This window comes from Hydrogenoanaerobacterium sp., from assembly GCF_032017025.1.
Classification (GTDB): Bacteria; Bacillota; Clostridia; order Oscillospirales; family Ruminococcaceae; genus Hydrogenoanaerobacterium.
The window spans coordinates 88,795-110,023 of sequence record NZ_DALZQO010000003.1 but is presented as its reverse complement, the minus strand read 5'-3'; the positions used below and the strand labels follow the sequence as shown (position 1 = coordinate 110,023).

Annotated in this window: 19 protein-coding genes; 7 read left to right on the top strand and 12 right to left on the bottom strand. The window is 49.1% G+C overall.

Annotated features, from left to right (window positions below; all coding sequences use genetic code 11):
* The first annotated feature begins 34 nt into the window (after positions 1-34).
* Positions 35-1,021 carry an ROK family protein gene (locus RTV33_RS03480; protein ID WP_312641585.1) on the top strand — a complete coding sequence of 329 codons (987 nt, stop codon included), beginning with the start codon at positions 35-37 and terminating at the stop codon, positions 1,019-1,021.
* A gap of 277 nt (positions 1,022-1,298) precedes the next feature.
* On the opposite strand, the gene RTV33_RS03475 is transcribed toward RTV33_RS03480, so the two are convergent.
* The 8 genes from RTV33_RS03475 to RTV33_RS03440 form a co-directional block, all read right to left on the bottom strand.
* Positions 1,299-1,520, bottom strand: a complete 222-nt coding sequence (locus tag RTV33_RS03475; RefSeq protein WP_312641583.1) for a DUF3006 domain-containing protein — start codon at positions 1,518-1,520, stop codon at positions 1,299-1,301.
* Between the two features lie 12 nt (positions 1,521-1,532).
* Positions 1,533-2,474 (bottom strand): ComEC/Rec2 family competence protein, encoded by a 942-nt coding sequence (locus tag RTV33_RS03470; RefSeq protein WP_312641581.1) that lies wholly within the window; start codon positions 2,472-2,474, stop codon positions 1,533-1,535.
* Between the two features lie 25 nt (positions 2,475-2,499).
* Positions 2,500-4,410, bottom strand: coding sequence for a YgiQ family radical SAM protein (locus RTV33_RS03465; RefSeq protein ID WP_312641579.1), 1,911 nt, complete (start codon positions 4,408-4,410; stop codon positions 2,500-2,502).
* 52 nt (positions 4,411-4,462) lie between these two features.
* The gene (locus tag RTV33_RS03460; RefSeq protein ID WP_312641577.1) at positions 4,463-4,870 is read right to left on the bottom strand and encodes a bacteriohemerythrin; all 408 of its coding nucleotides are present in this window, start codon (positions 4,868-4,870) and stop codon (positions 4,463-4,465) included.
* Between the two features lie 43 nt (positions 4,871-4,913).
* Positions 4,914-7,661 carry a DNA translocase FtsK gene (locus RTV33_RS03455; RefSeq protein ID WP_312641575.1) on the bottom strand — a complete coding sequence of 916 codons (2,748 nt, stop codon included), beginning with the start codon at positions 7,659-7,661 and terminating at the stop codon, positions 4,914-4,916.
* Between the two features lie 24 nt (positions 7,662-7,685).
* Complete coding sequence (locus tag RTV33_RS03450) at positions 7,686-7,889, bottom strand: YlzJ-like family protein (RefSeq protein ID WP_312641573.1); 204 nt, start codon at positions 7,887-7,889, stop codon at positions 7,686-7,688.
* Positions 7,886-8,770: an ATP-dependent Clp protease proteolytic subunit gene (locus RTV33_RS03445; protein ID WP_312641571.1), complete on the bottom strand. Its 885-nt coding sequence runs from the start codon at positions 8,768-8,770 to the stop codon at positions 7,886-7,888. The genes RTV33_RS03450 and RTV33_RS03445 overlap by 4 nt, the downstream gene beginning before the upstream one ends.
* 218 nt (positions 8,771-8,988) lie before the next feature.
* The gene (locus RTV33_RS03440) at positions 8,989-9,480 is read right to left on the bottom strand and encodes a dCMP deaminase family protein (protein WP_312641569.1); all 492 of its coding nucleotides are present in this window, start codon (positions 9,478-9,480) and stop codon (positions 8,989-8,991) included.
* Positions 9,481-9,808: 328 nt separating this feature from the next.
* Here RTV33_RS03440 and rsmA point away from each other — a divergent pair, with 328 nt between their 5' ends.
* From rsmA to RTV33_RS03410, 6 genes are all read left to right on the top strand, one after another.
* Positions 9,809-10,687: a 16S rRNA (adenine(1518)-N(6)/adenine(1519)-N(6))-dimethyltransferase RsmA gene (gene rsmA, locus RTV33_RS03435; protein ID WP_312641567.1), complete on the top strand. Its 879-nt coding sequence runs from the start codon at positions 9,809-9,811 to the stop codon at positions 10,685-10,687.
* Positions 10,688-10,878: 191 nt separating this feature from the next.
* Positions 10,879-12,042 (top strand): hypothetical protein, encoded by a 1,164-nt coding sequence (locus RTV33_RS03430; RefSeq protein ID WP_312641565.1) that lies wholly within the window; start codon positions 10,879-10,881, stop codon positions 12,040-12,042.
* Positions 12,043-12,144: 102 nt separating this feature from the next.
* Positions 12,145-12,585: a hypothetical protein gene (locus RTV33_RS03425; RefSeq protein ID WP_312641563.1), complete on the top strand. Its 441-nt coding sequence runs from the start codon at positions 12,145-12,147 to the stop codon at positions 12,583-12,585.
* Positions 12,586-12,612: 27 nt separating this feature from the next.
* The gene (locus RTV33_RS03420; RefSeq protein ID WP_312641562.1) at positions 12,613-13,542 is read left to right on the top strand and encodes an alpha/beta fold hydrolase; all 930 of its coding nucleotides are present in this window, start codon (positions 12,613-12,615) and stop codon (positions 13,540-13,542) included.
* A 144-nt stretch (positions 13,543-13,686) separates the two neighbouring features.
* On the top strand, positions 13,687-15,210 hold the full coding sequence (gene cls / locus RTV33_RS03415; protein ID WP_312641560.1) for a cardiolipin synthase: 1,524 nt from the start codon (positions 13,687-13,689) through the stop codon (positions 15,208-15,210).
* 306 nt (positions 15,211-15,516) lie between these two features.
* Positions 15,517-17,058, top strand: coding sequence for a Na+/H+ antiporter NhaC family protein (locus RTV33_RS03410; RefSeq protein WP_312641558.1), 1,542 nt, complete (start codon positions 15,517-15,519; stop codon positions 17,056-17,058).
* 79 nt (positions 17,059-17,137) lie between these two features.
* Here RTV33_RS03410 and RTV33_RS03405 read toward each other — a convergent pair whose 3' ends face one another.
* The 4 genes from RTV33_RS03405 to RTV33_RS03390 are packed head-to-tail and all read right to left on the bottom strand — an operon-like array spanning position 17,138 to position 20,834.
* Positions 17,138-17,302 carry a hypothetical protein gene (locus tag RTV33_RS03405; protein ID WP_312641556.1) on the bottom strand — a complete coding sequence of 55 codons (165 nt, stop codon included), beginning with the start codon at positions 17,300-17,302 and terminating at the stop codon, positions 17,138-17,140.
* A 28-nt stretch (positions 17,303-17,330) separates the two neighbouring features.
* On the bottom strand, positions 17,331-19,589 hold the full coding sequence (locus RTV33_RS03400; RefSeq protein ID WP_312641554.1) for a DUF6449 domain-containing protein: 2,259 nt from the start codon (positions 19,587-19,589) through the stop codon (positions 17,331-17,333).
* Positions 19,564-20,463: an ABC transporter ATP-binding protein gene (locus tag RTV33_RS03395; RefSeq protein ID WP_312641552.1), complete on the bottom strand. Its 900-nt coding sequence runs from the start codon at positions 20,461-20,463 to the stop codon at positions 19,564-19,566. The genes RTV33_RS03400 and RTV33_RS03395 overlap by 26 nt, the downstream gene beginning before the upstream one ends.
* On the bottom strand, positions 20,460-20,834 hold the full coding sequence (locus tag RTV33_RS03390) for a GntR family transcriptional regulator (RefSeq protein WP_312641550.1): 375 nt from the start codon (positions 20,832-20,834) through the stop codon (positions 20,460-20,462). The genes RTV33_RS03395 and RTV33_RS03390 overlap by 4 nt, the downstream gene beginning before the upstream one ends.
* Positions 20,835-21,229: the final 395 nt, after the last annotated feature.

Genomic DNA, 21,229 nt, shown 5'->3' with positions numbered 1-21,229 from the left:
AACGGGTTCATTTGGATTATTACGGAGGGCTATTATGGCAGAATACTGTGTAGGCCTAGATTTGGGCGGCACCAATATAAAGACCGCCATCTTTACAACCAACTATGACAAAATTGCGGAAAGCAGAATCCCTACGGAAGCGCATTTAGGATCAGAAGAAGTACTGCAGCGAATGTTAAAAAGCATCACCGATTTATTAGGTAAAGAGCATATCGAGAATAGTCATATTCGATGTGTTGGAATTGGCGTTCCCGGTTTATTGGATCTAGAGCGCGGTATTTCAAAGTTCTCTCCTAACTTCCCTTCTTGGAGCGATGTCCCCGTTGTCGAGTGGTTTCAGGAACGTTTGAAAATTTCATCATTTATAGATAACGATGTAAGGGTAAATCTATATGGTGAGTGGTACTTTGGCGCCGGAAAAGGGAAAAAGAATGTTGTTCTTTTGACATTAGGAACAGGCTTGGGAGCCGGTATCGTTATGGACGGCTATGTGCTTTATGGTACAACAGGAAGTGCAGGGGAGATTGGCCATATGAACATGTACCGTACCGGACGCCCCTGCCGATGCGGGAGCTCTGGCTGCTTGGGTAGATATGTTTCTGCGTTGGGGATGTTGCGAACCTTAACAGATAAGTTGCAAGCTGGTAGCAAAAGTATTATTACTCAATGGGTACACAATGATTATAATAAGATAACAGCCAAAATGATTTCAGAAGCTTATGATGAAGGTGACTCTACCGCTGTCAGCACCATGCATGAAACAGGAGAAATTTTAGGGTATGGCTTAGTAAACATTATTAATTTATATAACCCCGAAACAATAATAATTGGGGGAGGCATGTCAGCCGCCGGCGAAAGGCTTTTAGCAACGGCCAGAAACATAGTAAGTACGCATGCTTTAAAAATATCACAAACGGCATGCTCTATTGTTACTGCAGATTTAGGAGATTCAGCGGGAATGTTAGGAGCCGCCATTTATGCCAATGAAAAGATAAAAAGCAGCCACAGATTATGGGCATAACTGGAAGTCAGGCAAGCTGTTCAAACTTTTTCTAGTGTTATTTATGACATGCCTCTTGCCGGAACAAGCTGAAAGTCCCATTATTTATATAAGACAGGATTTGTTGTATTATTTAAAATCTATATGATTTTTTATAACAAAACTGTGGATTCCAATTTAACATATTACGAATTACTATTATGAGGCATAATGCGAACAAAGAGCCACGGGGACAAACAATGTCCCCGTGGCTCTTGTCATATCTTCCTTATGGAGCTCGACCATTTACGGCTCTTTTTTATTCTTCAAACAGCTTGTTCTGCAGCTCTATCATTTCTTTGCGGCGGCGCTCGGTTTCTTCGGTATCGAGTTCAAAGTGCCCGTCGCTGTGCAATACGATGATGTCGCCTTCTTTTACACCCTGGGGCAGCAGGCTGATGAGAATATCGCTCATTTCGCCGCCGCTGTTTTCGCATACCGCGTAGTCACCCTCAAAGCGGTCAATCGAAAGATGTATCATAAAAACTTCCCCTTATTTTTCAGTCTTTACCTGAATTGCTGTTCCGTCTGTTTCAAAAATAATGGTTCCAGCAAGGTCGGTGCGGTAATAGGTCACCCCGGCCTCCTTCAGGCGGCTTACAACCTCTTTATGCGGGTGTCCGTAGGAATTATCCTTACCGCAAGAAATTGCTGCGTAAGAGGGGCTCACCGTGGTAAGCCATGCTTTACCGGTGCTGGTGTTGCTGCCGTGGTGCCCAAGCTTGAGCACATCGGCGGAAACATCTGCGCCTGTTTCTAAAATTTCATTCTCCATATCTTTTTCACAGTCTCCGGTGAGCACAAATGAGATATCTCCGTACTCAAATTTCAGCACCACCGAGTTGTTGTTCATTTCGGTGCTCGGTTCAACAGGGCCAAGTATGGTAAACTGTGAGCCATCCTCAAGGTTGTATACATCCCCCGCTTTGGGCAGCTTAATCTTCAAGCCTTTTTGCTGTATCGCTGTGAGCATGTTTTTATACGCTTTGCTTGTGGGGGTAATGCTGTCGGGCACCTTGGGTGCGATGATGCTTCCCACATCCATCTGCTCAATCACATAGCTCATACCGCCGATATGGTCGGCATGCGGGTGAGTGGCAATGATATAATCCAGCGCCATTACATCCTGACTTTGCAGGTAGCTCACCACCTCGGCACCCTTGTCGCGCTCTCCCGCGTCGATGAGTATATTGTGCTCGGGTGTTTTAATGAGTATACTGTCACCCTGCCCTATATCAATGATATGTACCGAAGCATCTGCCGAGGTAAAAACAGGGTCGGCAAGCTCGGTTTCGGCAAAAATTTCGTCCCATGTGGGAATAAATTTAAAATCCATGCTGTCTGCGAGGGTGATGAGGATTGCCGCTGCAAGCAGCACCGACACCACCACCGCAAAGCCCCAATTCAGGCGCTGTGGTCTTCTGTATCTCGACATTGCTTAATCCTTTCGTCTGCGGCGCCTATGGCTTTGCCTTTGGGCGCTGCTTTGGTTTGCCCTTTGCGTAACGGCTGGTGCTCTTAGGCTTGCCGCGCCGTTCCTCTTCTTTACGCATAGTAATATGTTTCTGTTTTTCTACAAAATCTTTATCGGGTGCAATCAAGCACTCTTTGCCGTTGCCGATGAGATCAGAGCGCCCCGCCTTCAGCAGTGCCATTTTTACCAGGCGGCGGTTTTCAGGGCGGAAGTATTGCAGCAGTGCGCGCTGCATCGCCTTTTCCTCCGCTGTTTTCGGCACATAAACCGGTTTCATGGTATAGGGGTCTATCCCCGTATAGAACATACAGGTCGAAACTGTTGCGGGCGTGGGGTAAAAATCCTGCACCTGCTCGGGGCGGATGTTGTTCTTTTTCAGGAACACCGCAAGCTGAATCGCATCTTTAAGCGTAGATCCCGGGTGTGATGACATCAGGTATGGCACCAAGTACTGTTCTTTGCCGATGCGCCCTGTAATCTGATAAAACTTCTCTTGAAAGCGGTTGTAAGCCTCAATATGCGGTTTACCCATACGATCGAGCACCTGTGCGGAACAGTGCTCGGGCGCAACTTTGAGCTGTCCGCTTACATGGTGGGTAATCAGTTCTCTGAGGAAAGCATCGTTTTGATCCTGCATTAGGTAGTCGTAACGAATACCTGAACGGATAAACACCTGCTTTACCTTTGGAATATCACGCAGCTCGCGCAGCATCTCGAGGTACTCCTTGTGGTCAACCTGCAAAGCAGGGCATGCGGCGGGTGCAAGGCACTTTTTATCTTTACACAGCCCCAGTTTTTCCTGTTTTTTGCAGCTTGGCAGGCGGAAGTTCGCGGTAGGGCCGCCTACATCGTGAATATACCCCTTAAAGCGTGGGTTTTTAGTGAATGCCTTTGCCTCTTCGATGACCGACTGCGTGCTGCGACAGGTGACATGCCTACCCTGATGATACGCGATGGAACAGAAGTTGCAGTGCCCAAAGCAGCCGCGGTTGTGCATAATCGAAAATTCGACTTCTTCAATGGCCGCAACCCCGCCCTGCGCCTCGTAACTGGGGTGGTAATAGCGCATAAACGGCAACGAAAATACCCGGTCCAGCTCCTCTTGGCTCAGCGCGGTCATGGGCGGGTTTTGCACCACAACCACATCGCCATGCTTTTGCACAATGGGTCTGCCGTACACATAATCTTGCTCATCAATTTGCTGTTTCGTCGCCTTGGCGTAGGCGGTTTTCTCGGCGCTCACCTTAGCGAATGAGGCGATGGATACTGCATTCTCTACCGGCGTGCCGTGTGCTGCGATGTAACATGTGCCGCGTATATCAGTAATACTGTGTACGTCTTCGCCCGAAGCAAGGCGGTGCGCAATCTCCGCTGTCTGCTTTTCGCCCATGCCAAAGCTTAAAATATCCGCTTGTGAATCTACTAAAATAGAGGGGCGAACCGCGTCGTCCCAGTAATCGTAGTGCGCAAAGCGGCGCAGGCTTGCCTCAATGCCGCCAATCATAATCGGCACATCGGGGTAAAGCTCACGAATTTTGTTGCAGTAAACAATGGTGGCACGGTCGGGGCGTTTGCCCGCCTTGCCGCCGGGGGTGTAGGCGTCATCACTGCGCTTGCGTTTTGCGGCGGTGTAATGCGCCACCATGCTGTCGATGTTACCGCCCGTGACAAAATAGCCGTACTTTGGTTTGCCGTATACATCAAACGCCTTGGCGCTGCGGTAATCGGGCTGTGCAATCATCCCCACGCGAAAGCCCTCGGCCTCCAATACACGTGAGACAATGGCGATGCCGAAGCTTGGGTGGTCGACGTACGCATCGCCTGTTACACAGACAAAATCCACACCGTCCCATCCGCGTTCCTGCATCTCCTGTTTATTCAGTGGTAAAAATGGCATAAAATCTCCTTTTGGCGGGTTCCCCGCCCCTCTGCTTGGGTTAAGCTGCGGCTCAGCCGTTGTGCTGCCTGATATGCGCAGCAACCTTTGCATCTTCTATTTTAATGTGGTTGATCAGCCAACCGCCAACCGATTGGTTCACTTTGAACACCAGTGTCAAGGACGGGCCTTTCTGTTCCAGCTCGTCCATAATCTCTCTGACCACGCCGGTGAAGCTCTCGTGGTATTTTTTATGGTTTAAGTAATCGGGGTATTGCGAATGCTGCTGCAGTTTTTCTTCATCGCTGAAGTGCTTTATGGTGTAGTCGTACAAAAATTTCACGGTTTTGTCCATCTCCGCACGTCCTTTGCCCTGCGAGCAGGCGTCCAACAAATTATTAATAGCCAAAAACAGCTGTTCATGCTGGTGGTCAATCGTTGCATTGCCTGTTCTTAAATCATCTGTAAATGCATATGCCATCGTGAAAAACCCCTTTCAATTTATGGTGTCGGTTTGTTTCGTTTTAAACTGTCTGTTCCTCACTGTTCATTCTCATTTCTACCCATTGCTGACGAGTGATGAGCACAGCGCGCGGCTTGCTGCCCTCAAACGGGCCCACAATGCCCCGCTCCTCCATATCATCAATGATACGCGCCGCACGGGCATAGCCAAGCTTGAGCTTGCGTTGCAAAAGCGATGTGGATGCCTGCCCGATTTCAACGACAACCTCAATCGCTTTGGCAAGCATCTCATCCTCCGCGTCAAAACCGCCGCCATCGCTTCCACTGCCTTTACCCTTTTCGGTAACCGCCTGCCGTTCAATCTCGTTCATAATTTCCTCATCGTATTCGGTGTTTTGGCTGTCCTTGACGAATTTAACAACCTTTTCAACCTCTTTGTCGCTGACATAGCACCCCTGCACACGCGTGGGCTTTGAAACACCTACCGGCAAAAACAGCATATCGCCGCGCCCAAGCAGTTTTTCCGCACCGCCGCCGTCTAAAATGGTGCGGCTGTCAATCTGCGATGAAACCGCAAACGCAATACGGCTTGGAATATTGGCTTTAATAACACCGGTGATAACGTCAACCGACGGGCGCTGTGTTGCAATGACAAGATGCATCCCCGCGGCACGTGCCATCTGTGCAAGACGGCAAATCGCATCCTCCACCTCGTTCGGGGCTGCCATCATCAGGTCGGCAAGCTCATCAATGATAATTACGATCTCGGGCATAGGTTGCAGGGGGCTGTCCTCCTGCTTTGCGAGCTTGTTGTAGCCTTTTAAGTCGCGCACACTATTGTCGGCAAAAATTTTGTAGCGGTTTAGCATTTCAGAAACCGCCCAATTCAGCGCACCTGCCGCCTTGCGCGGGTCGGTGACAACAGGCACCAATAGGTGCGGAATGCCGTTGTAAACGCCCAGCTCCACCACCTTGGGGTCAATCATCAAAAGGCGGATTTCATCAGGGGTAGATTTATACAGCAGGCTGATGATAATGGAGTTGATACACACCGATTTACCCGAGCCCGTCGCACCCGCAATCAGCACGTGCGGCATCTTACCAATATCGGCGGTGGTGATGTTGCCGCTGATGTCCTTACCAAGTGCAACGGTCAGCTTGCTCTGTGCATCCATAAACACGTCCGAATCGATCAGCTCTCGAATTCCCACCATACTGATGGTTTTGTTGGGCACCTCAATGCCCACCGCCGCCTTGTTGGGGATGGGAGCCTCGATACGAACACCCGCCGCCGCGAGGTTTAGTGCGATATCGTCGGCAAGTCCTGTAATTTTGCTGATTTTAACACCTGCCGAGGGCTGCAGCTCGTAGCGGGTAACAGCGGGGCCGCGGCAAATATCGATGATACGTGTCTGCACACCAAAGCTGTTCAGGGTATCCACCAGCCGCTGTGCGTTGGCTTTGAGCTCATCGGGTACATCCTCCGACAAATCGTTTTTCGTCTCTTTCAGCAGATTGATCGGTGGGAAGATATAAGCATTGAAATCCTCTTTGCCCTCTACCTCGGTAAATTTTGCCTGGAAACGCCCGTCAATGTGGGTATCCTCCTCTGGCTGAAGCTCCTCAGCAAGGGCGCGCTGCAGCATTGTGTGCGCATCCATCGGTTCAAGCGGTAGGCTATTCACCTGCTCTACAGGAATCTCAGTCACTGCTCCGCGGTACTGCATCGTCTCATCAGAAGAATCGCTGCCAAACTCATTTTCAATCTTTTCTTCTACACCAACCTGAAAACAGAACCGACCATCATCGGATTTTGGCTGTGCGGTCGGCTCCGAAATCATGCCGCTTTCCGCATCTGCGTCTGATATGTAAACGGGCTTGAAGGCATTTGCCTCTAGCCCCATGGCTTTGTTGACAATATCGTCAATTCCAAGCTTGTCCGCTTTGTCTGCCGGTGCTGCGGCAGGCTGCTTTTTGCCAAACCCGAAAAGACCTTTTGCCTTGGGCGGGTCGCCGGTAAAGCTTTCTCCATCCTTACCAAGCAGCTTGTCTCTTTCCATCTTCATGCTGTCGGTATACTCCATTGTAGCTTTTGGAGACTGCACCGGGTGCTGCGGCAGCTCTTCCTCCGCCAAAGGCACATCAATGTTAAATCGCGCGCCCGAAACGGTGCGGCGTTCCTCCGCACGCTCAATATAAGCTTCTTCAATCTTTTTCACCGGTTTGTAGGCGCTCTTCATAAATTCGTGCAGGGTTGTGCCGGTGATGATCATAAGGAACACAAAAATGAGAATAATCATGGTGACCTTTGCACCTGTTGCGCCAAACAGCGCGGTAAACGGTACACCTATAACACCGGCAAAAAGGCCGCCCCCACGCAGCTCAATGCCACTTTCAAACAGGTACACAATGCTGTCCCACAAGCCCGCGCTTTCAAAGTCACCCATCGCAAACGCATGCGTAATACCGCATAGCAAAAGAATGAGCACCCCGGTTTGCCACAGCTTGTGCTTGATATTGCCCTTATCCATTGTGGCAAGCACCGCAATGTAGATGAGGGAAGCCGGCAGCAAAAATGCGCACCAGCCAAACAGCCCGAACAGGCTGTTGTGCAGCGTTGTCCAAAAGTTTTGGCCCTCAACAATGCACACCGCAAACAAAAAAATGCCTGCAGCAAACAAGCCAAGCGCGCAAAGCTGCTTTTGGTAACGGGCTTGCGCCTCCTGCCGCGCTTTGGTCTCTGCGGCACGCTTTGCCCGCTCTGAATTTTTACGTTTGGTAGCGGTGCCACCGCTCTTTCTTTCTGCCATGTCTTCTATCCTCTCTGTTGCCAGCTAACGGTCTCTATAGTTCTGCCCGGGTGCATACCTTTCATCAAGATACATCTTTGGGTCGGTCGAAATCAGGCGTGTTATCTGAATGCCGTTTTCGCCGCGCATCCCTTCAATAAAAGTGCTACCTACGCTTACCATTTCAGTTTTCGCAGGCTCGCTCGGGAACACCTGCTCGATTGGAACAACGGTGTGCAAATGCGTCATTGCGCTGCCTCCTTTGCTTTACGCACTCGCGATTTTGTACCGGAGCGCTTGGGCTTTGCTGTTTTGGGTTTAGGGGTTTTCGCTGCTTCCTCTTTGGCAGGCTGCGGCTTATCCTCCGGTTTTTCTGCGCCTGCGGGGTTGCTTTCAATCAGCTCGTACAGCTTTTCTACCACTCGGGAAAGTCCGCCCAGCTCATCGATTAGCCCCTCCTTAACGGCGGACTCACCATCCAGCACGGTGCCCACATCCATCACCATCTCACCTGTGTTCATCATCAACTCGCGAAAGCGCTCGGGTGAAATGGTCGAATTATCGGTAACAAAGCGCACAATGCGCTCCTGCATCTTGTCAAAATAAGAAAGGGTCTGCGGTACACCGAGCACCAGCCCATTCATGCGCACAGGGTGAATCGTCATTGTCGCCGAGGGTGCAATCAAGGAATACTTTGCGCTGCATGCAAGCGGTACGCCAATGGAGTGTCCGCCGCCCAAAACCAGAGATACGGTGGGTTTTTTCATCCCCGCAATCAGTTCTGCAATCGCAAGTCCGGCCTCTACATCACCGCCCACGGTGTTGAGTATAATCACTAAGCCTTCTATATCAGGGTCCTGCTCAATGGCGACAAGCTGTGGAATGACATGCTCATATTTTGTAGTTTTGTTCTGTGCCGGCAAAATAAAATGCCCCTCCACCTGCCCAATTATGGTGAGGCAGTGAATCACGTGTTTCCCCTTGGTTCCTGTAATCGAGCCGGTCTGTAAAATCTGGCTGGTTTGCTGATCATCCGCAGTTACTTCCTGCTCGTTCTCTTGTTCGTTCTCTTGTTCATTTTCTTGCTCGTTCTCTTCTATTTCCTGCTGCAGCTGTTGCTCTTTACGCATCGTATCATCCTCCAAAAATTCCGAATTGATACTAGGTATTCTTTACAAAAGCCGCTGTAATATGTCACATAAACATACATACTATATTATACCTTGATTTTAATCTTTGCGCAATCAAAAAGAACAATTGTTTTACTGTGGCTGCTTGCTTCAGCAGAAAACGAAAGCCATCCGCTCCGCGCAGATGGCTTTTGATTATAACAAGATTCTTACCTCATTTAGTAACCAATGATTTCGTCCAGCGACTCGTCGTCCATGACCCATTCGTCTACAACGCTGATGGTGCGGAAACTTTCTTTGTCGTCACGCACAATTACGGTTGTGATGCCCGCGTTGATAATCAATCGCTTGCACATGGCGCAGGGGTTTGCGTCTTTGACGTAATCACCGCTTTGATATTCGCGCCCTACCAAATACAGGGTGGAATCAATGGTGTCGCTGCGCTGTGCGTGAATAATGGCGTTCGCCTCGGCATGCACCGAACGGCACAGCTCGTACCTTGTGCCGCGAGGCACCTTGAGGCGTTCACGGGTGCAGTAACCTAAGTCGGTACAGTTTTTGCGCCCGCGCGGCGCGCCAACATAACCGGTGGATATGATCTGATCGTTTTTTACGATGATTGCACCAAAGTTCCGGCGCATACAGGTTCCGCGCGTAAGTACAGTTTCCGCAATATCCAGATAATAATTGATTTTGTCGCGTCGCGTCATAAATCTTCACCCTTTCCAGTGTGTTGTCTGCACCTATTATAGTATAATTGCGCATGCTTCGCAATATTTTTTATCCTTCTGCCGCAAATCCATTTTTTGTGACGAACAGAAAGAAAATATGGTATAATAAACGCAAAAGCGTTTATTATACTCGTTCTAATCCCCTTCGGCTCGCCGCTTACGCGGCAACCACCGAAGAAAGGCAATGATATCACCGAACTACGCTTGCGGTATCATTTATCATAATAAACTGTTTCACCCTTTGTATAGAGCAATCATTAAGAAAATATCAAAACACCAACGCAGAAAAAACCGGAGGGATTACCCGATGTCTAATTTGACCAACATTGGTACCGTTAAAGATATTCTAAACCGCCATGGATTTACCTTTTCGAAAGCTCTGGGACAGAATTTCATCATCAACCCGTCTGTCTGCCCGCGCATAGCCGAAATGGGCGGCGCAGCCGCAGGGGTTGGCGTCATCGAAATTGGCGCAGGTATTGGCGTGCTCACCTACGAGCTGGCAAGCCGCGCCGACAAGGTTGTTGTCATCGAGCTGGACAGCCGCCTGCTGCCCATTCTTGGCGAAACTCTTGGCGAATTCGATAATATTAAAATTATTAACGAGGATGTGCTGAAGGTAGACCTTGCCAAGCTGATTGCCGAGGAATTTGCAGGGATGGAGGTTGCGGTTTGCGCAAACCTGCCCTATTACATCACCTCGCCCATTTTAATGGGGCTGTTGGAAGCAAAGCTGCCGATCAAATCCATTACGGTTATGGTACAAAAAGAAGCGGCACAGCGCATCTGTGCAAAGGAGGGCACGCGCGATGTGGGCGCGATCAGCCTTGCCGTGCGCTATTACAGCGAGCCGGAGGTACTGTTTGGGGTATCACGCGGCAGCTTTATGCCCTCACCCGATGTAGATTCCTGCGTCATTCGGCTGGATATCCGCGATACCCCTGCAGTACAGGTAGCGGATGAGGCTCACTTTTTCAAGGTGGTTCGAGGCGCGTTTTCGCAGCGCAGAAAAACAGTCGCCAACTCGCTTTGCTCGGCGCTGGGGGTGGAAAAGGCGGCGGTGAACGCAGCGCTGGAGCGCGCGGAAATTTCCCTTACCGCACGCCCCGAGCAACTTACACTGAAGCAGTTTCAGGCGATTGCCGAGCAGCTCTCGGGTTTTTCCGGTAATAAACCGGAAAAGTAGGCACCGGCGGCCATGTATGCAGCCTTCCAATACCAGTGCTGTAACATCGTGCCCTTTGGGTACGCAAATAGTACCATTTTGCAAACGGAATCGCTGTAACTCATATTTTGTCGAATTATGTAAAATTTTGTTGTTGTATTTCCAAAATTGTGTTAAACTGGTATTAATTCAGAAGTTTGGGGTACGACAATATGAAAAGGTTCCTCTTTTTTTGTGTGTGCATCGCATGCCTGTTGCCTGTAACCGCCTTTGCCGCATCCATAACGGATGACTTTGCTTCTGCACAAGGCGATACTTGGCGCAGCTATTCCAATTTAGTTGCTTCTAAAAACAACGTAGCCGTAGACGTTGGGTGGCCCTCTGCCCCCGATGCTACGGCTTTGTCGCTTTCAAGCCCGGCCAATCCCTCCTTTGCACTCTATGCGGTATCGGGTGCGCAGTCGGTCTCGGTTTCTATTTACAGCATTTTTTCCACTGCGGCTTCAAAAAGCGGTGGTATCTATAGGCTTGGCTATGGGCGCGGATCTGATTTGTCGCATTTTTATCGCCCTCAGCTGTCTAAGGGCGGGGACGGCATGTACCTTTATACACCGGATCTTGGCTGGCAGACGATGCACCTCAGGGAAAGAGATTTCCTGTTTGTTTTTAATCCCGGAGAAGCGCCCTCGGAGGATACCGCGGCATATGGTCTTTCCATTTCCTGCTCTGCCGACAATAAAAGCTTTTCTCCTGCCTCACCCGTTCTCAATTCTATCCGCAGCGCAGCGGAGGAAGGCGGGGATTATGGCTGCTACTACGAAACCTACTCCTGCCCCATCCCCGCAGGCACGCGCTACATTCGGCTGGAGCTGCGTGAGATGCGCTCCTTTGCGCTTGCAGGCGGCGGAACAACTCCCAATACCTCCACGGGCAGTATGCGCTTGGCGCAGGCAAGCTTTATCGGCAGCGACGTCACCGAAGGCAGCCTTTCTGCCCCCAGTAGTGAATCAGAGCCACAGCCTTCCTCCTCTTCCACAGACCCCGATCTCCAACGCCCGGTCGGTGGCAAAACCTCTACAAAAAGGGTATCGAATCAAGATTCCTCCGAATCCAAATCGGAAGTAAGCAGCAGCCGCGCTGCAAGCTCTTCCCGGTCTGAGCGAGCAAGCAAAGCTTCGTCGTCCAAGCAGGAAGTCAAGCTGCTCGCCTCCATTGAAACGGTTGTGCCAATGGCCTCCGATCCCTCATCCGAGTACACTCCCCCACGATTGCAGGAGGAAACCACGCCGGACAGCAGTAATAAAGCCATGCTCTTTGGCGGCATTTATATTGTAGGCGCGGTATTCGCCCTTGCTTTTGTTGCAAAGCGAAAATAGGTTTGTTTTAGTTATGCTAATGATTTGTTTACAAATGTATAGTATACTGTGTATGGGTGGCAGAATGTCTTCTGCTGCAATAAAATGAAGGGGTAAGTCCTTATGAACTTAGCTGAAACAAGCTACAGCAACCCTACACAGGATATTATTTTAAATTCTACCGTCGTATGCGTCACCAATCAGCGGCAATGTGAACGACTGATTCAAGCGGGGCGTGTCATTGCCGATATTTCAAAAACCGATCTCACCGTTATTAGTGTGATGAACCCCGAAGATGTAAAAAAAGACACGGATGCGCTGGAATACCTGTTTGAAGTATCAAAACAAAACAATGCAGTGATGTCCATCCAATATTCCACCGATTCCCTAAAATCAATCGCCAATTTTATCCGCGATAACAAAGCAATTAACGTTGTCACCGGTATGCGCGAAGGAGAAAACTCCATACTACCAAAACTCTGGACGCGCTTTGAGCACGCCAGCTTTTTCTCCGTAACACTGGACGGAGAGGTACTGCCAACGATGACGGAAAGCAGGCTTTAACCATATTCTCTCAGGAGGAGTAACAGAATGGGTTATAACACAGAACTAATCAGCTATCCAAGTGCAAACGGTACCGATACCGTATCCGCCAAGCTGTTCATCCCAACCGATATTGACATAACAGCCATTGTGCAAATTTCGCACGGCATGTGCGAGTACATAGACCGCTACCATAATTTTGCCGAATTTTTATGTGGCAAGGGCTTTATGGTGTGCGGCAACGACCATATTGGGCACCACCATTCGGCGGCCGATGCCGCCGCGCTGGGCTTTTTTTCTGAAAAAGACGGTTGCAGTCATCTGGTTGCCGATGTTCATACCCTCACCCTGCAAATGAAGGAGCGTTTCCCCGGTATGCCGTATTTTTTACTGGGGCACTCAATGGGCTCGTTTGTTGCACGCTGCTGCCTTGCCGATTTCGGCGAGGAATATGACGGTGCAATCATCAGCGGTACCGGCGGGCCTAACCCGCTCACCGGTGTAGCGATTAAGCTGGCAAACCTGCTGTGTAAAACACAAGGCCCGCGCAAGCGCAGCAAGCTGCTGGATAACCTAGCGTTTGGGAAGTATAACGACCGTTTTGAAAAACGCACCGATAAAGACTGGCTGACACGCGACCATGCCATTGTAGACGCATACCGTGCCGACCCTAATTGCAGCTTTTTGTTTACAAATGCGGCGTTCCGTGATTTGTTCACGCTCACCAATCTTGCCAACCAGCCTACCTGGGCGCATCGTTTGCCCAAAAACCTTCCTATTTTTATTTTTTCGGGTGAGGATGACCCCGTGGGTAACTACGGTGAAGGTGTGCAAAAGGTGTACGAGATGATAAAGGATGCCGGACTGTTTGATGTGGCGCTCAAGCTTTACAAAGGCGGGCGCCATGAGATGCTGAATGAGTTGAACCGCAATGCGGTCTACGAAGACATTTATGAATGGGTCAAACGTAAAATTTAGTGCACCACCCTTATATTTTCGCATTTTTTTGCTACAATAGCCATATTGCAATGCCATTCGCTGCAAGCGGGTGGCATTCTTTTAATTGAAAACTTTTTGAAATCATGATAAAATTTGGATAGCGAGATATAGAGGAGTGGTCGTATGAAAAAGATTATAAAGTTCTTATTCAGCAGGATGGTCATTGTCGCCCTACTGATTGCGGTACAGCTTTTCTTTATAATAGCTCTGGTCATGTCACTCAGCGAAAAATGGGTTTATGTTTACTGGGGCCTTCAGTTTGCCAGCCTAGCCGTGATTCTTTGGATTATCGGCAAGCCGGACAACCCCACCTATAAGCTGGCATGGTGCATCCCCATCCTGTTGGTGCCGTTATTCGGCGGGCTGTTTTATGTGATGTTCGGAAACAAGAGCCTGAACAAAAAGCTGCAAACTAAAATCAGCAACTATGCCAACGATCAGTACCATCATTTCGATGAAAATGAAAAAATACATCAAGAGCTGCAGGAGTATAACCCTATGCTCTTTCGCCAGTCGGAGTATGTGGCACGTATTTCCGGCTTCCCCGCATGCAAAAATACACAAGCGGGTTACTTTTCGCTTGGCGAGAATAAATGGGTGTCTCTGCTGGAAGAGCTGAAAAAAGCAAAAAAGTTCATCTTTATGGAGTATTTCATTGTGCAGCAAGGCAAAATGTGGGACCCTATTTTTGAAATCCTCAAGCAAAAAGCGGCTGAGGGTGTTGAGGTTAAAGTTATGTATGATGATCTCGGCTCCATCCAAACGCTTCCCACCGGTTACGACCGGCAGATGCGCAAGGCCGGCATTGAGGTGACGGTATTTAACCCGTTTCGGCCCCGCCTTTCCAGCGCAATGAATTACCGCGACCACCGTAAAATCACCGTTATCGACGGCAATGTAGGCTTCTGCGGCGGCATCAACCTTGCCGATGAATACATCAACGCATTCCCCAAGCACGGGCACTGGAAAGACACTGCTGTGGTTTTACGCGGTGACGCAGTACGCAACCTCACCTTGATGTTTATTCACTTGTGGGAGTTCAGTAACGATGTCAGCCTTGACCTCGACCGCTATATGCCAACCGAGCAGTTTGAAAGCGATGGCTATATACAGCCATTCGGCGACAGCCCCATCGACAACTTTAATGTGGCGGAGAACGCTTACATTCAGATGATCAATTGTGCCAGAAAATACGTTTATATCACTACGCCCTACCTCATTCTCGACAACGAGATGATCACTGCGCTCACCATAGCAGCACAAAGCGGCGTGGATGTACGCATCATCACCCCGCACATTGCCGACAAATGGTTTGTGCATATGGTAACACAGTCCAACTACTATCAGCTGATTGAGGCGGGCGTAAAAATTTACGAATATACCCCCGGCTTTATACACGCAAAGATGTTGGTATGTGACGACGAGGTTGCCATGGTAGGTACCACTAACATGGATTACCGCAGCTTCTACCTTCATTTTGAGTGCGGTGTTTTATTCTACTGCTCTTCCATTGTGGAGCAGGTAAAAAACGATATTCTCGAAACCTTTGCCGCCTCGCAGGAGATTACCCTTGAGGCATCCCGCAGCATCACACGCCGCCATCGGCTTCTCCGCTCCATTCTTCGCGCTTTTGCCCCTTTGATGTAACAGAAACGTATAAAATCTGCACCAAAACGGAAGAATCCCTGCAGCAGGATGTTTTCTCAAACGAGAACGTCCTGCTTTTTGCTTTGTTTTTGCAAGAATAACAAAGATACCGTCATTTTAACCAAAAAAGCATGTCTAATTTGCTTTATCTGATTAAATCGGCAGAATATGAAGATATTGTAAACTTTTTGCCTTGTGTGCCTATGCGAGTTGTGTTATGATAATTTTTGTAAACTTTGGCTTGGGGCTGCCTCACAGCATTGCAGACGAGCCGAAAAAGGAATTTTGGAAAGGGGTTTTTTCTTCATGGAAGCAATTCAGGTAGGGTTTTTATCCCTGCTTCCACCCATTATTGCCATCAGCCTTGCACTTATTACCAAAGAGGTTATTTCCTCGCTGATGATCGGAATCCTATCCGGCACACTGATTTATTCGCTGAACACCGGGCTCAACCCAATTGTAGGCACCGTCGACACCACCTTTAAGCTGATGGCATCCAGAATTGATATGAGCATTCTGCTGTTTCTTGCGCTGTTGGGCGCACTGGTTATGGTGGTTACCATGGCGGGTGGTTCACGTGCATATGGCCAGTGGGCAGGCAGCAAGCTGAAAAGCAAACGCTCTGCGCTGCTTGCAACCTCTGCTTTGGGCGCACTTATTTTTATTGATGACTACTTCAACTGCCTTACCGTAGGTACTGTTATGAAGCCTGTTACCGATAAATACAGCATTTCGCGTGCAAAGCTTGCGTACATTATTGATGCGACCGCTGCGCCGATCTGCATTATTGCTCCTATTTCAAGTTGGGCAGCGGCAGTTGGGTCAAACCTGCGCGTTACCAACGCGTTTGACAGCGACCTTGCGGCATTTGTCTCCACGATTCCGTACAACCTTTACGCTATCTTATCCATTGTTATGGTAATTGCTCTCTCCGTTACCAACCTGGACTTCGGGCCGATGGAAAGAGCCGAGCTAAGGGCACAAAAAGGTGATCTCGGTGCAATTGACGTTGAGATGCAGGACAACACAAAAATCTCAGACAAGGGCAGAGTATTTGATATGCTTATCCCCATCGGTGCACTGATTGTATTCTCAATTTTGGCAATGCTTTACAACGGTGGCTTCTGGGGCGACGACCCTGCCATTGCCGGCAACATAGCTGCTGCGTTTGGCAACTGTGTCGCTGCCGAAGCACTGGTTCTGGGCGGTTTTGCCGCACTGCTGGTTGCATTTGTTTTGTTTGTTCCCCGCAAGGTGGTTTCGTTCCGTGATTTTATGAACGGTATCACCGAGGGTGCAAAATCTATGATTCCCGCTGATATCATCCTCATTCTCGCATGGACCATCAGCGGCGTTTGCCGTGACCTGCTTTCCACCGGCGAATACGTTAAGGGTATTGTAGAGGGCAGCAACATGCCTGCCGCGCTCATCCCTGCGCTCATCTTTGCAATTGCAGCGTTCCTTTCGTTCGCCATGGGCACTGCATGGGGTACCTTTGGTATTCTTATCCCCATCGTTGTTCCCGTATGCATGGCAATCGCTCCGGAGCTTATGGTGGTTTCGCTTTCTGCAACACTGGCAGGCTCGGTATTCGGCGATCATTGCTCGCCCATTTCCGACACTACCATTCTCTCCTCCACAGGCGCGGGGGTCGATCACATTGAGCATGTCTCCACCCAAATGCCCTATGCGCTCACCGTCGCGGTGTGCTGCTTCTTTGGTTATCTGGTTGCAGGCTTCACCCATGCGAATCTATGGCTCACCCTCGGTTCCTCTATCCTAATCCTGCTGGTTGCACTGGTTGTGCTCCACAAGCTTTCTATGAAAAAGCTTGCCGCCAATGCGTAAATTGCTCTAGTAAAAACAAACCCCCCGATGCCTTAACCGGCATCGGGGGGTTTGTTTTGCTGTGAGTGTTTTTATTCCTTTATATAGAGTAGATGCTTACCGTCATCTGCATGGTGGTGCTCACCGATACATAACAATCCCTGCAAGAGGAGCTGTATGGCGCAAACGGCTTTGCTTGCACGCTCTTGCAGCCTGTTACCAGCGCAAGAACGAGCGCTATGATAATAATCGTTATGTTTTTCAAGATGTGCTCTCCCTTAAAAAATTAAGCATTACCATAAATATGCAGTTTCTTTTGCATACGTTAGTTCATCTCCGATAAGCGTACTGTAACGGTCAGCAAGTTCTTTTGGCAGTTTGCTCTGGGGGACGAATAGACAGAGTGCATTTTCACTGTCGCCATATTCGAAGTACAGCTGATACCCATTTCGGTCCGAGGCTCCGCTGTTTCTGCCCAGCTTATAAAGCTTTTTCGCCGTTTCTGCATCATCAACAGCAAGCCATTCCTCTTTTGCATATTCCGAATCAAACACTTGGTATCGATCCATCATGCCGGCATCGGGGTTCATCATGATAAAGACTGCATCGTTTTCATATCCCATATATTTTGAGTTCAACCGGTTGATTCCTACCCTGGTGATTTTGCTTTCGTCCACTTCCATCTTCTCGTAAAAGCCGTTGCTTTTTAGCCATGCAATGGTATTGGCATATTGTTCCGTAATAAGAATGGTACTGCTGGTGGGAACAAAAGTAGGCTCTGCAAACGTACCCGCTACCACAAGGCGAATATAGCCCACCGCATCGTAGCTCTCGTTTACAATATCCTCTACCCGCTCACTGAGGGCATCCTTTTGCAATGCGTCAAGCAGCTGTTTTTGCTGTGCCTCGCTGAGCGCTTCAAAGGTATTTCCCGTGGCAAAGCGGTTCATAAATTCCACACCTTTGAGCTGCCCCGCCTCAAGCAAGAACGCAGGGTTGGTCTGGCGTTTGAATTCCTCCAAATCTTCCAGCCTGCCGAGCACCTGCGCGGTTTCCATCGTAATGGCACTGTAGCTGCGCATTACACTTTTCCCATTCTTCAGCTTATAAATAATATTGGGGTATATATTGGAGCTTTCTTCCCAGTTGAAGTGTTTTTCGTCACGCCCGCGCTGCTCTTTCACCGTATCGGCATGCAGCTTGCGTACAATCTCAATCGCCTCGGGCGAGGTGAGCACAACGTTTCTGCCCATATCCTCGGCGCTGTTGTAGGGGTAATCTTTCACCATGCTATCCTCGCTGTAAAGGTAACGGCTTCCGAATCGCCCATTGTAGTTAATGGTAACACTTGCAACGCTCTCCGCAGCGGGAATACGGGTTTCGTAACCCAGCCCGCCTGTCAGGAACACCGCAACAAACGCAACGGTGAGTCCCACCGAAATCCCCATTTGTATAAACGCCCTGGGAAAGGTTTTAAAGCCCCTTGCCGCAATTGCTTCAAATGCGCCGTAAGCAATGCAGCCGCCAATCACAGCGCCCACAAGGAACATCATTTTGCTGTCAAAGCTGGCGGACAGTAGCAGGCCAAAGATAATTCCAAACACAAAGGTAATCACATATTTGACAATGCTGTTGAGAACAGATGACGAGGTGGTGCGCCCCGCCAGCTCGCTTTTGCGCCGGGCATAGAGAAAATTTGCTACAAAGAACAGCGCAACCGTGATGATTGCCCATGCAACGGTCGCCCAGGTATAAACCGTAAAGCGTGTGTTGAACGTGAGCGGTGATACACCCTCGTTACCAATTCGCATAGTAAGCCTGTATATCATTACCGTAAACGGTGAGAGTGCAGGCATGTTCAGCTCGTTCATCAGCCCAATGCTCCACCGCCCCGTAAAGCCCAGCAGCAAGCTGTCAATCACCATTTTGGCAAAGAACAGAATCACCGGGTACATACCGCCAAATGCAAGCGAGAACATCACCGTATCAAAGCTGTTGCCCGCAAGCACTGCAATTGTCGCCGTAATGGTAAAAACCGCAGAAGCTACAACAAGCCAGCCGAGTAACTCGGTAAAAATACGTGCAGGCGAGTATACCCAGGTGAGTATTGACGCAAAGCCGGCACCGGCAATGGCAACCGTCGCAAAGCTTATTATCAGCGGTACCCAAATTAGGGTAAGCCCTGCAAGGTAGTTGGCGGTAAACAGCGTCTGACGCTTCATCGGCAATGCGTGATACACGTCGGTGGCACGCTTGTTATGCAGGTAAGAGAATATGGTTACGCCGAATACAATCGGAATAACGACACAGCTCATTGCCACCGCGAACGCTGAAACACCGCTGTAAATACCTGCGTAGCCGTACAGATACTCAGAGGCTTGAAAATTCTCTTTGGCAGGATTCATGGTCATTAGAGTAATCATGTACATTAAAGGGAACAGGGCAAACAGCAGGAGTGCATAGAAGATGCCGAGGGGTGCTCCTCTGCGGAGGGCCCCGAGATACATATGCTGAAACTTATTCTGTTTAGAACAGGATGTTGCTGTAGTCATAGCCGACCGCCTCCATTTCATGTATAAATACTTCCTCCAGTGTCAGCGGAACAGTCTCCACAAACAAAGGGGACATTTTTTCAATATACTCCAGTATGCTCTCACGGTTGCCCCTTGCAATCAGGTTCACTAGGCTTCCGCGGGTTTCAAACTGCAGCAGGTCAAGCCCTGCAAATGCCGCTTTTTCGGGCAGGGGCTTAAACGCACACTGCACCTTGAAAAAGCCTAGCTTGAGGTCGTCGATTTCGCGCTGGAACAAAATTCTGCCGTTGTGCAGTACGCCAACCTGATCGCACAGGTCTTCCAGCTCACGCAGGTTATGCGAGGAGATGATGACGGTAATTCCGCGAGTCACCACATCATCCGCCAAAATTTTTCGCACCAAGCCGCGAATCACAGGATCCAAACCGTCAAAAGCTTCATCCAGCAGCAGGATATCGGGCTGGGCGGAGAGCGCCAGTATAATGGCTACCTGCCGCTGCATACCCTTTGAGAAAGTATTAATTCGTTTGTTCGCGTTAATGGGAAACGTAACGCAAAGTTGGTTGTAGCGTACGTGAGACCAGTTCTCATACAGCCCGCTGTAGAATTTCGCCATTTGATTCATGGTAGAATTCGAGAAAAAGAACAGCTCGTCGGCGAGAAAGAAAATTTTATCCTTCACCTGGCTGTTTTCAAAGGTAGACTGCCCGTCGACCTCTATGCTGCCCTCGTCGGCGCGGTATACCCCGGCAATCAGACGCAGCAGCGTAGATTTACCCGCACCGTTGCTGCCCACCAGCCCATAAATAGAGCCCGCTGAAATTTCGGTGGTAAGGCTCGCAAGCGCAATATTATCATCAAACCGCTTGGTCAGGTTGGTTGCCTTAATCATCGGTTCATTCCCTCCCCATAAGTCTCGTTAACAAAGCGCTCCACTTCTTTCTTTGCAATGCCGGCAAGCTTTGCCCCTTGTAATGCCTCTTTCAGCAGACTCTGCGCCTGCTGAAGAATAACGTTGTTTTGCCGTGCAAAATCGGCGATAAAGCTGCCTTTTCCGGTCATAGAATATACGATTCCGTCACGCTCCAGCTCTTGATACGCTTTTTGCACTGTATTTGGGTTTACTCCAAGGTCGCGCGCCAAGCTGCGTACACTCGGCAGTTGCTCATCGGTTTGCAGCACCCCCAGCATCACAAGCTCGGTAATCTTCTTCTTCATTTGCTCATAAATAGGCACCCGGCTTTGCAGCTCCAGTACAAACATACTTTTACCCCTTTCCGCAGGCATTGCCCGCTCAATAGAAACAGTTTCACACTTGTTTTGTAAACTTTATCCACTGTATTATCTGTATTAGTTCGTCTAGTACAGTAATACAGTATCATAAAATTTTTTAAATTGCAAGGAGTTTTATTGCTTTTCTGTCAATAAACTGGAAAAGTGTCCGCCGGCATCTGCCATGCAAATGCCTTGCCCGGGTCAGCGTCGTTACACCCTCCATTTTTAACCGGAATTCCATCACAATTATTTACATTATGCCCATTTTGAGCTGAAATGATTGAAAAGAGGTATACTACTTGTATGCAAAAAACAGCTTCTTTTTTGAATCTTAACGGACTCTTAATTGAATTTTTTCGCTATTTATATTATAATTAAACAGA

Bases quoted from the DNA above. Each gene is read 5' to 3' on its own strand.
- RTV33_RS03455 (WP_312641575.1), bottom strand. From the start codon at position 7,661: ATGGCAGAAAGAAAGAGCGGTGGCACCGCTACCAAACGTAAAAATTCA.
- RTV33_RS03465 (WP_312641579.1), bottom strand. From the start codon at position 4,410: ATGCCATTTTTACCACTGAATAAACAGGAGATGCAGGAACGCGGATGG.
- RTV33_RS03420 (WP_312641562.1), top strand. From the start codon at position 12,613: ATGGGTTATAACACAGAACTAATCAGCTATCCAAGTGCAAACGGTACC.
- RTV33_RS03475 (WP_312641583.1), bottom strand. From the start codon at position 1,520: ATGATACATCTTTCGATTGACCGCTTTGAGGGTGACTACGCGGTATGC.
- RTV33_RS03470 (WP_312641581.1), bottom strand. From the start codon at position 2,474: ATGTCGAGATACAGAAGACCACAGCGCCTGAATTGGGGCTTTGCGGTG.
- RTV33_RS03395 (WP_312641552.1), bottom strand. From the start codon at position 20,463: ATGATTAAGGCAACCAACCTGACCAAGCGGTTTGATGATAATATTGCG.
- RTV33_RS03390 (WP_312641550.1), bottom strand. From the start codon at position 20,834: ATGTTTGTACTGGAGCTGCAAAGCCGGGTGCCTATTTATGAGCAAATG.
- RTV33_RS03425 (WP_312641563.1), top strand. From the start codon at position 12,145: ATGAACTTAGCTGAAACAAGCTACAGCAACCCTACACAGGATATTATT.
- RTV33_RS03480 (WP_312641585.1), top strand. From the start codon at position 35: ATGGCAGAATACTGTGTAGGCCTAGATTTGGGCGGCACCAATATAAAG.
- RTV33_RS03430 (WP_312641565.1), top strand. From the start codon at position 10,879: ATGAAAAGGTTCCTCTTTTTTTGTGTGTGCATCGCATGCCTGTTGCCT.
- RTV33_RS03445 (WP_312641571.1), bottom strand. From the start codon at position 8,770: ATGCGTAAAGAGCAACAGCTGCAGCAGGAAATAGAAGAGAACGAGCAA.
- RTV33_RS03450 (WP_312641573.1), bottom strand. From the start codon at position 7,889: ATGACGCATTTGCACACCGTTGTTCCAATCGAGCAGGTGTTCCCGAGC.
- cls (WP_312641560.1), top strand. From the start codon at position 13,687: ATGAAAAAGATTATAAAGTTCTTATTCAGCAGGATGGTCATTGTCGCC.
- RTV33_RS03400 (WP_312641554.1), bottom strand. From the start codon at position 19,589: ATGACTACAGCAACATCCTGTTCTAAACAGAATAAGTTTCAGCATATG.
- rsmA (WP_312641567.1), top strand. From the start codon at position 9,809: ATGTCTAATTTGACCAACATTGGTACCGTTAAAGATATTCTAAACCGC.
- RTV33_RS03410 (WP_312641558.1), top strand. From the start codon at position 15,517: ATGGAAGCAATTCAGGTAGGGTTTTTATCCCTGCTTCCACCCATTATT.
- RTV33_RS03460 (WP_312641577.1), bottom strand. From the start codon at position 4,870: ATGGCATATGCATTTACAGATGATTTAAGAACAGGCAATGCAACGATT.
- RTV33_RS03440 (WP_312641569.1), bottom strand. From the start codon at position 9,480: ATGACGCGACGCGACAAAATCAATTATTATCTGGATATTGCGGAAACT.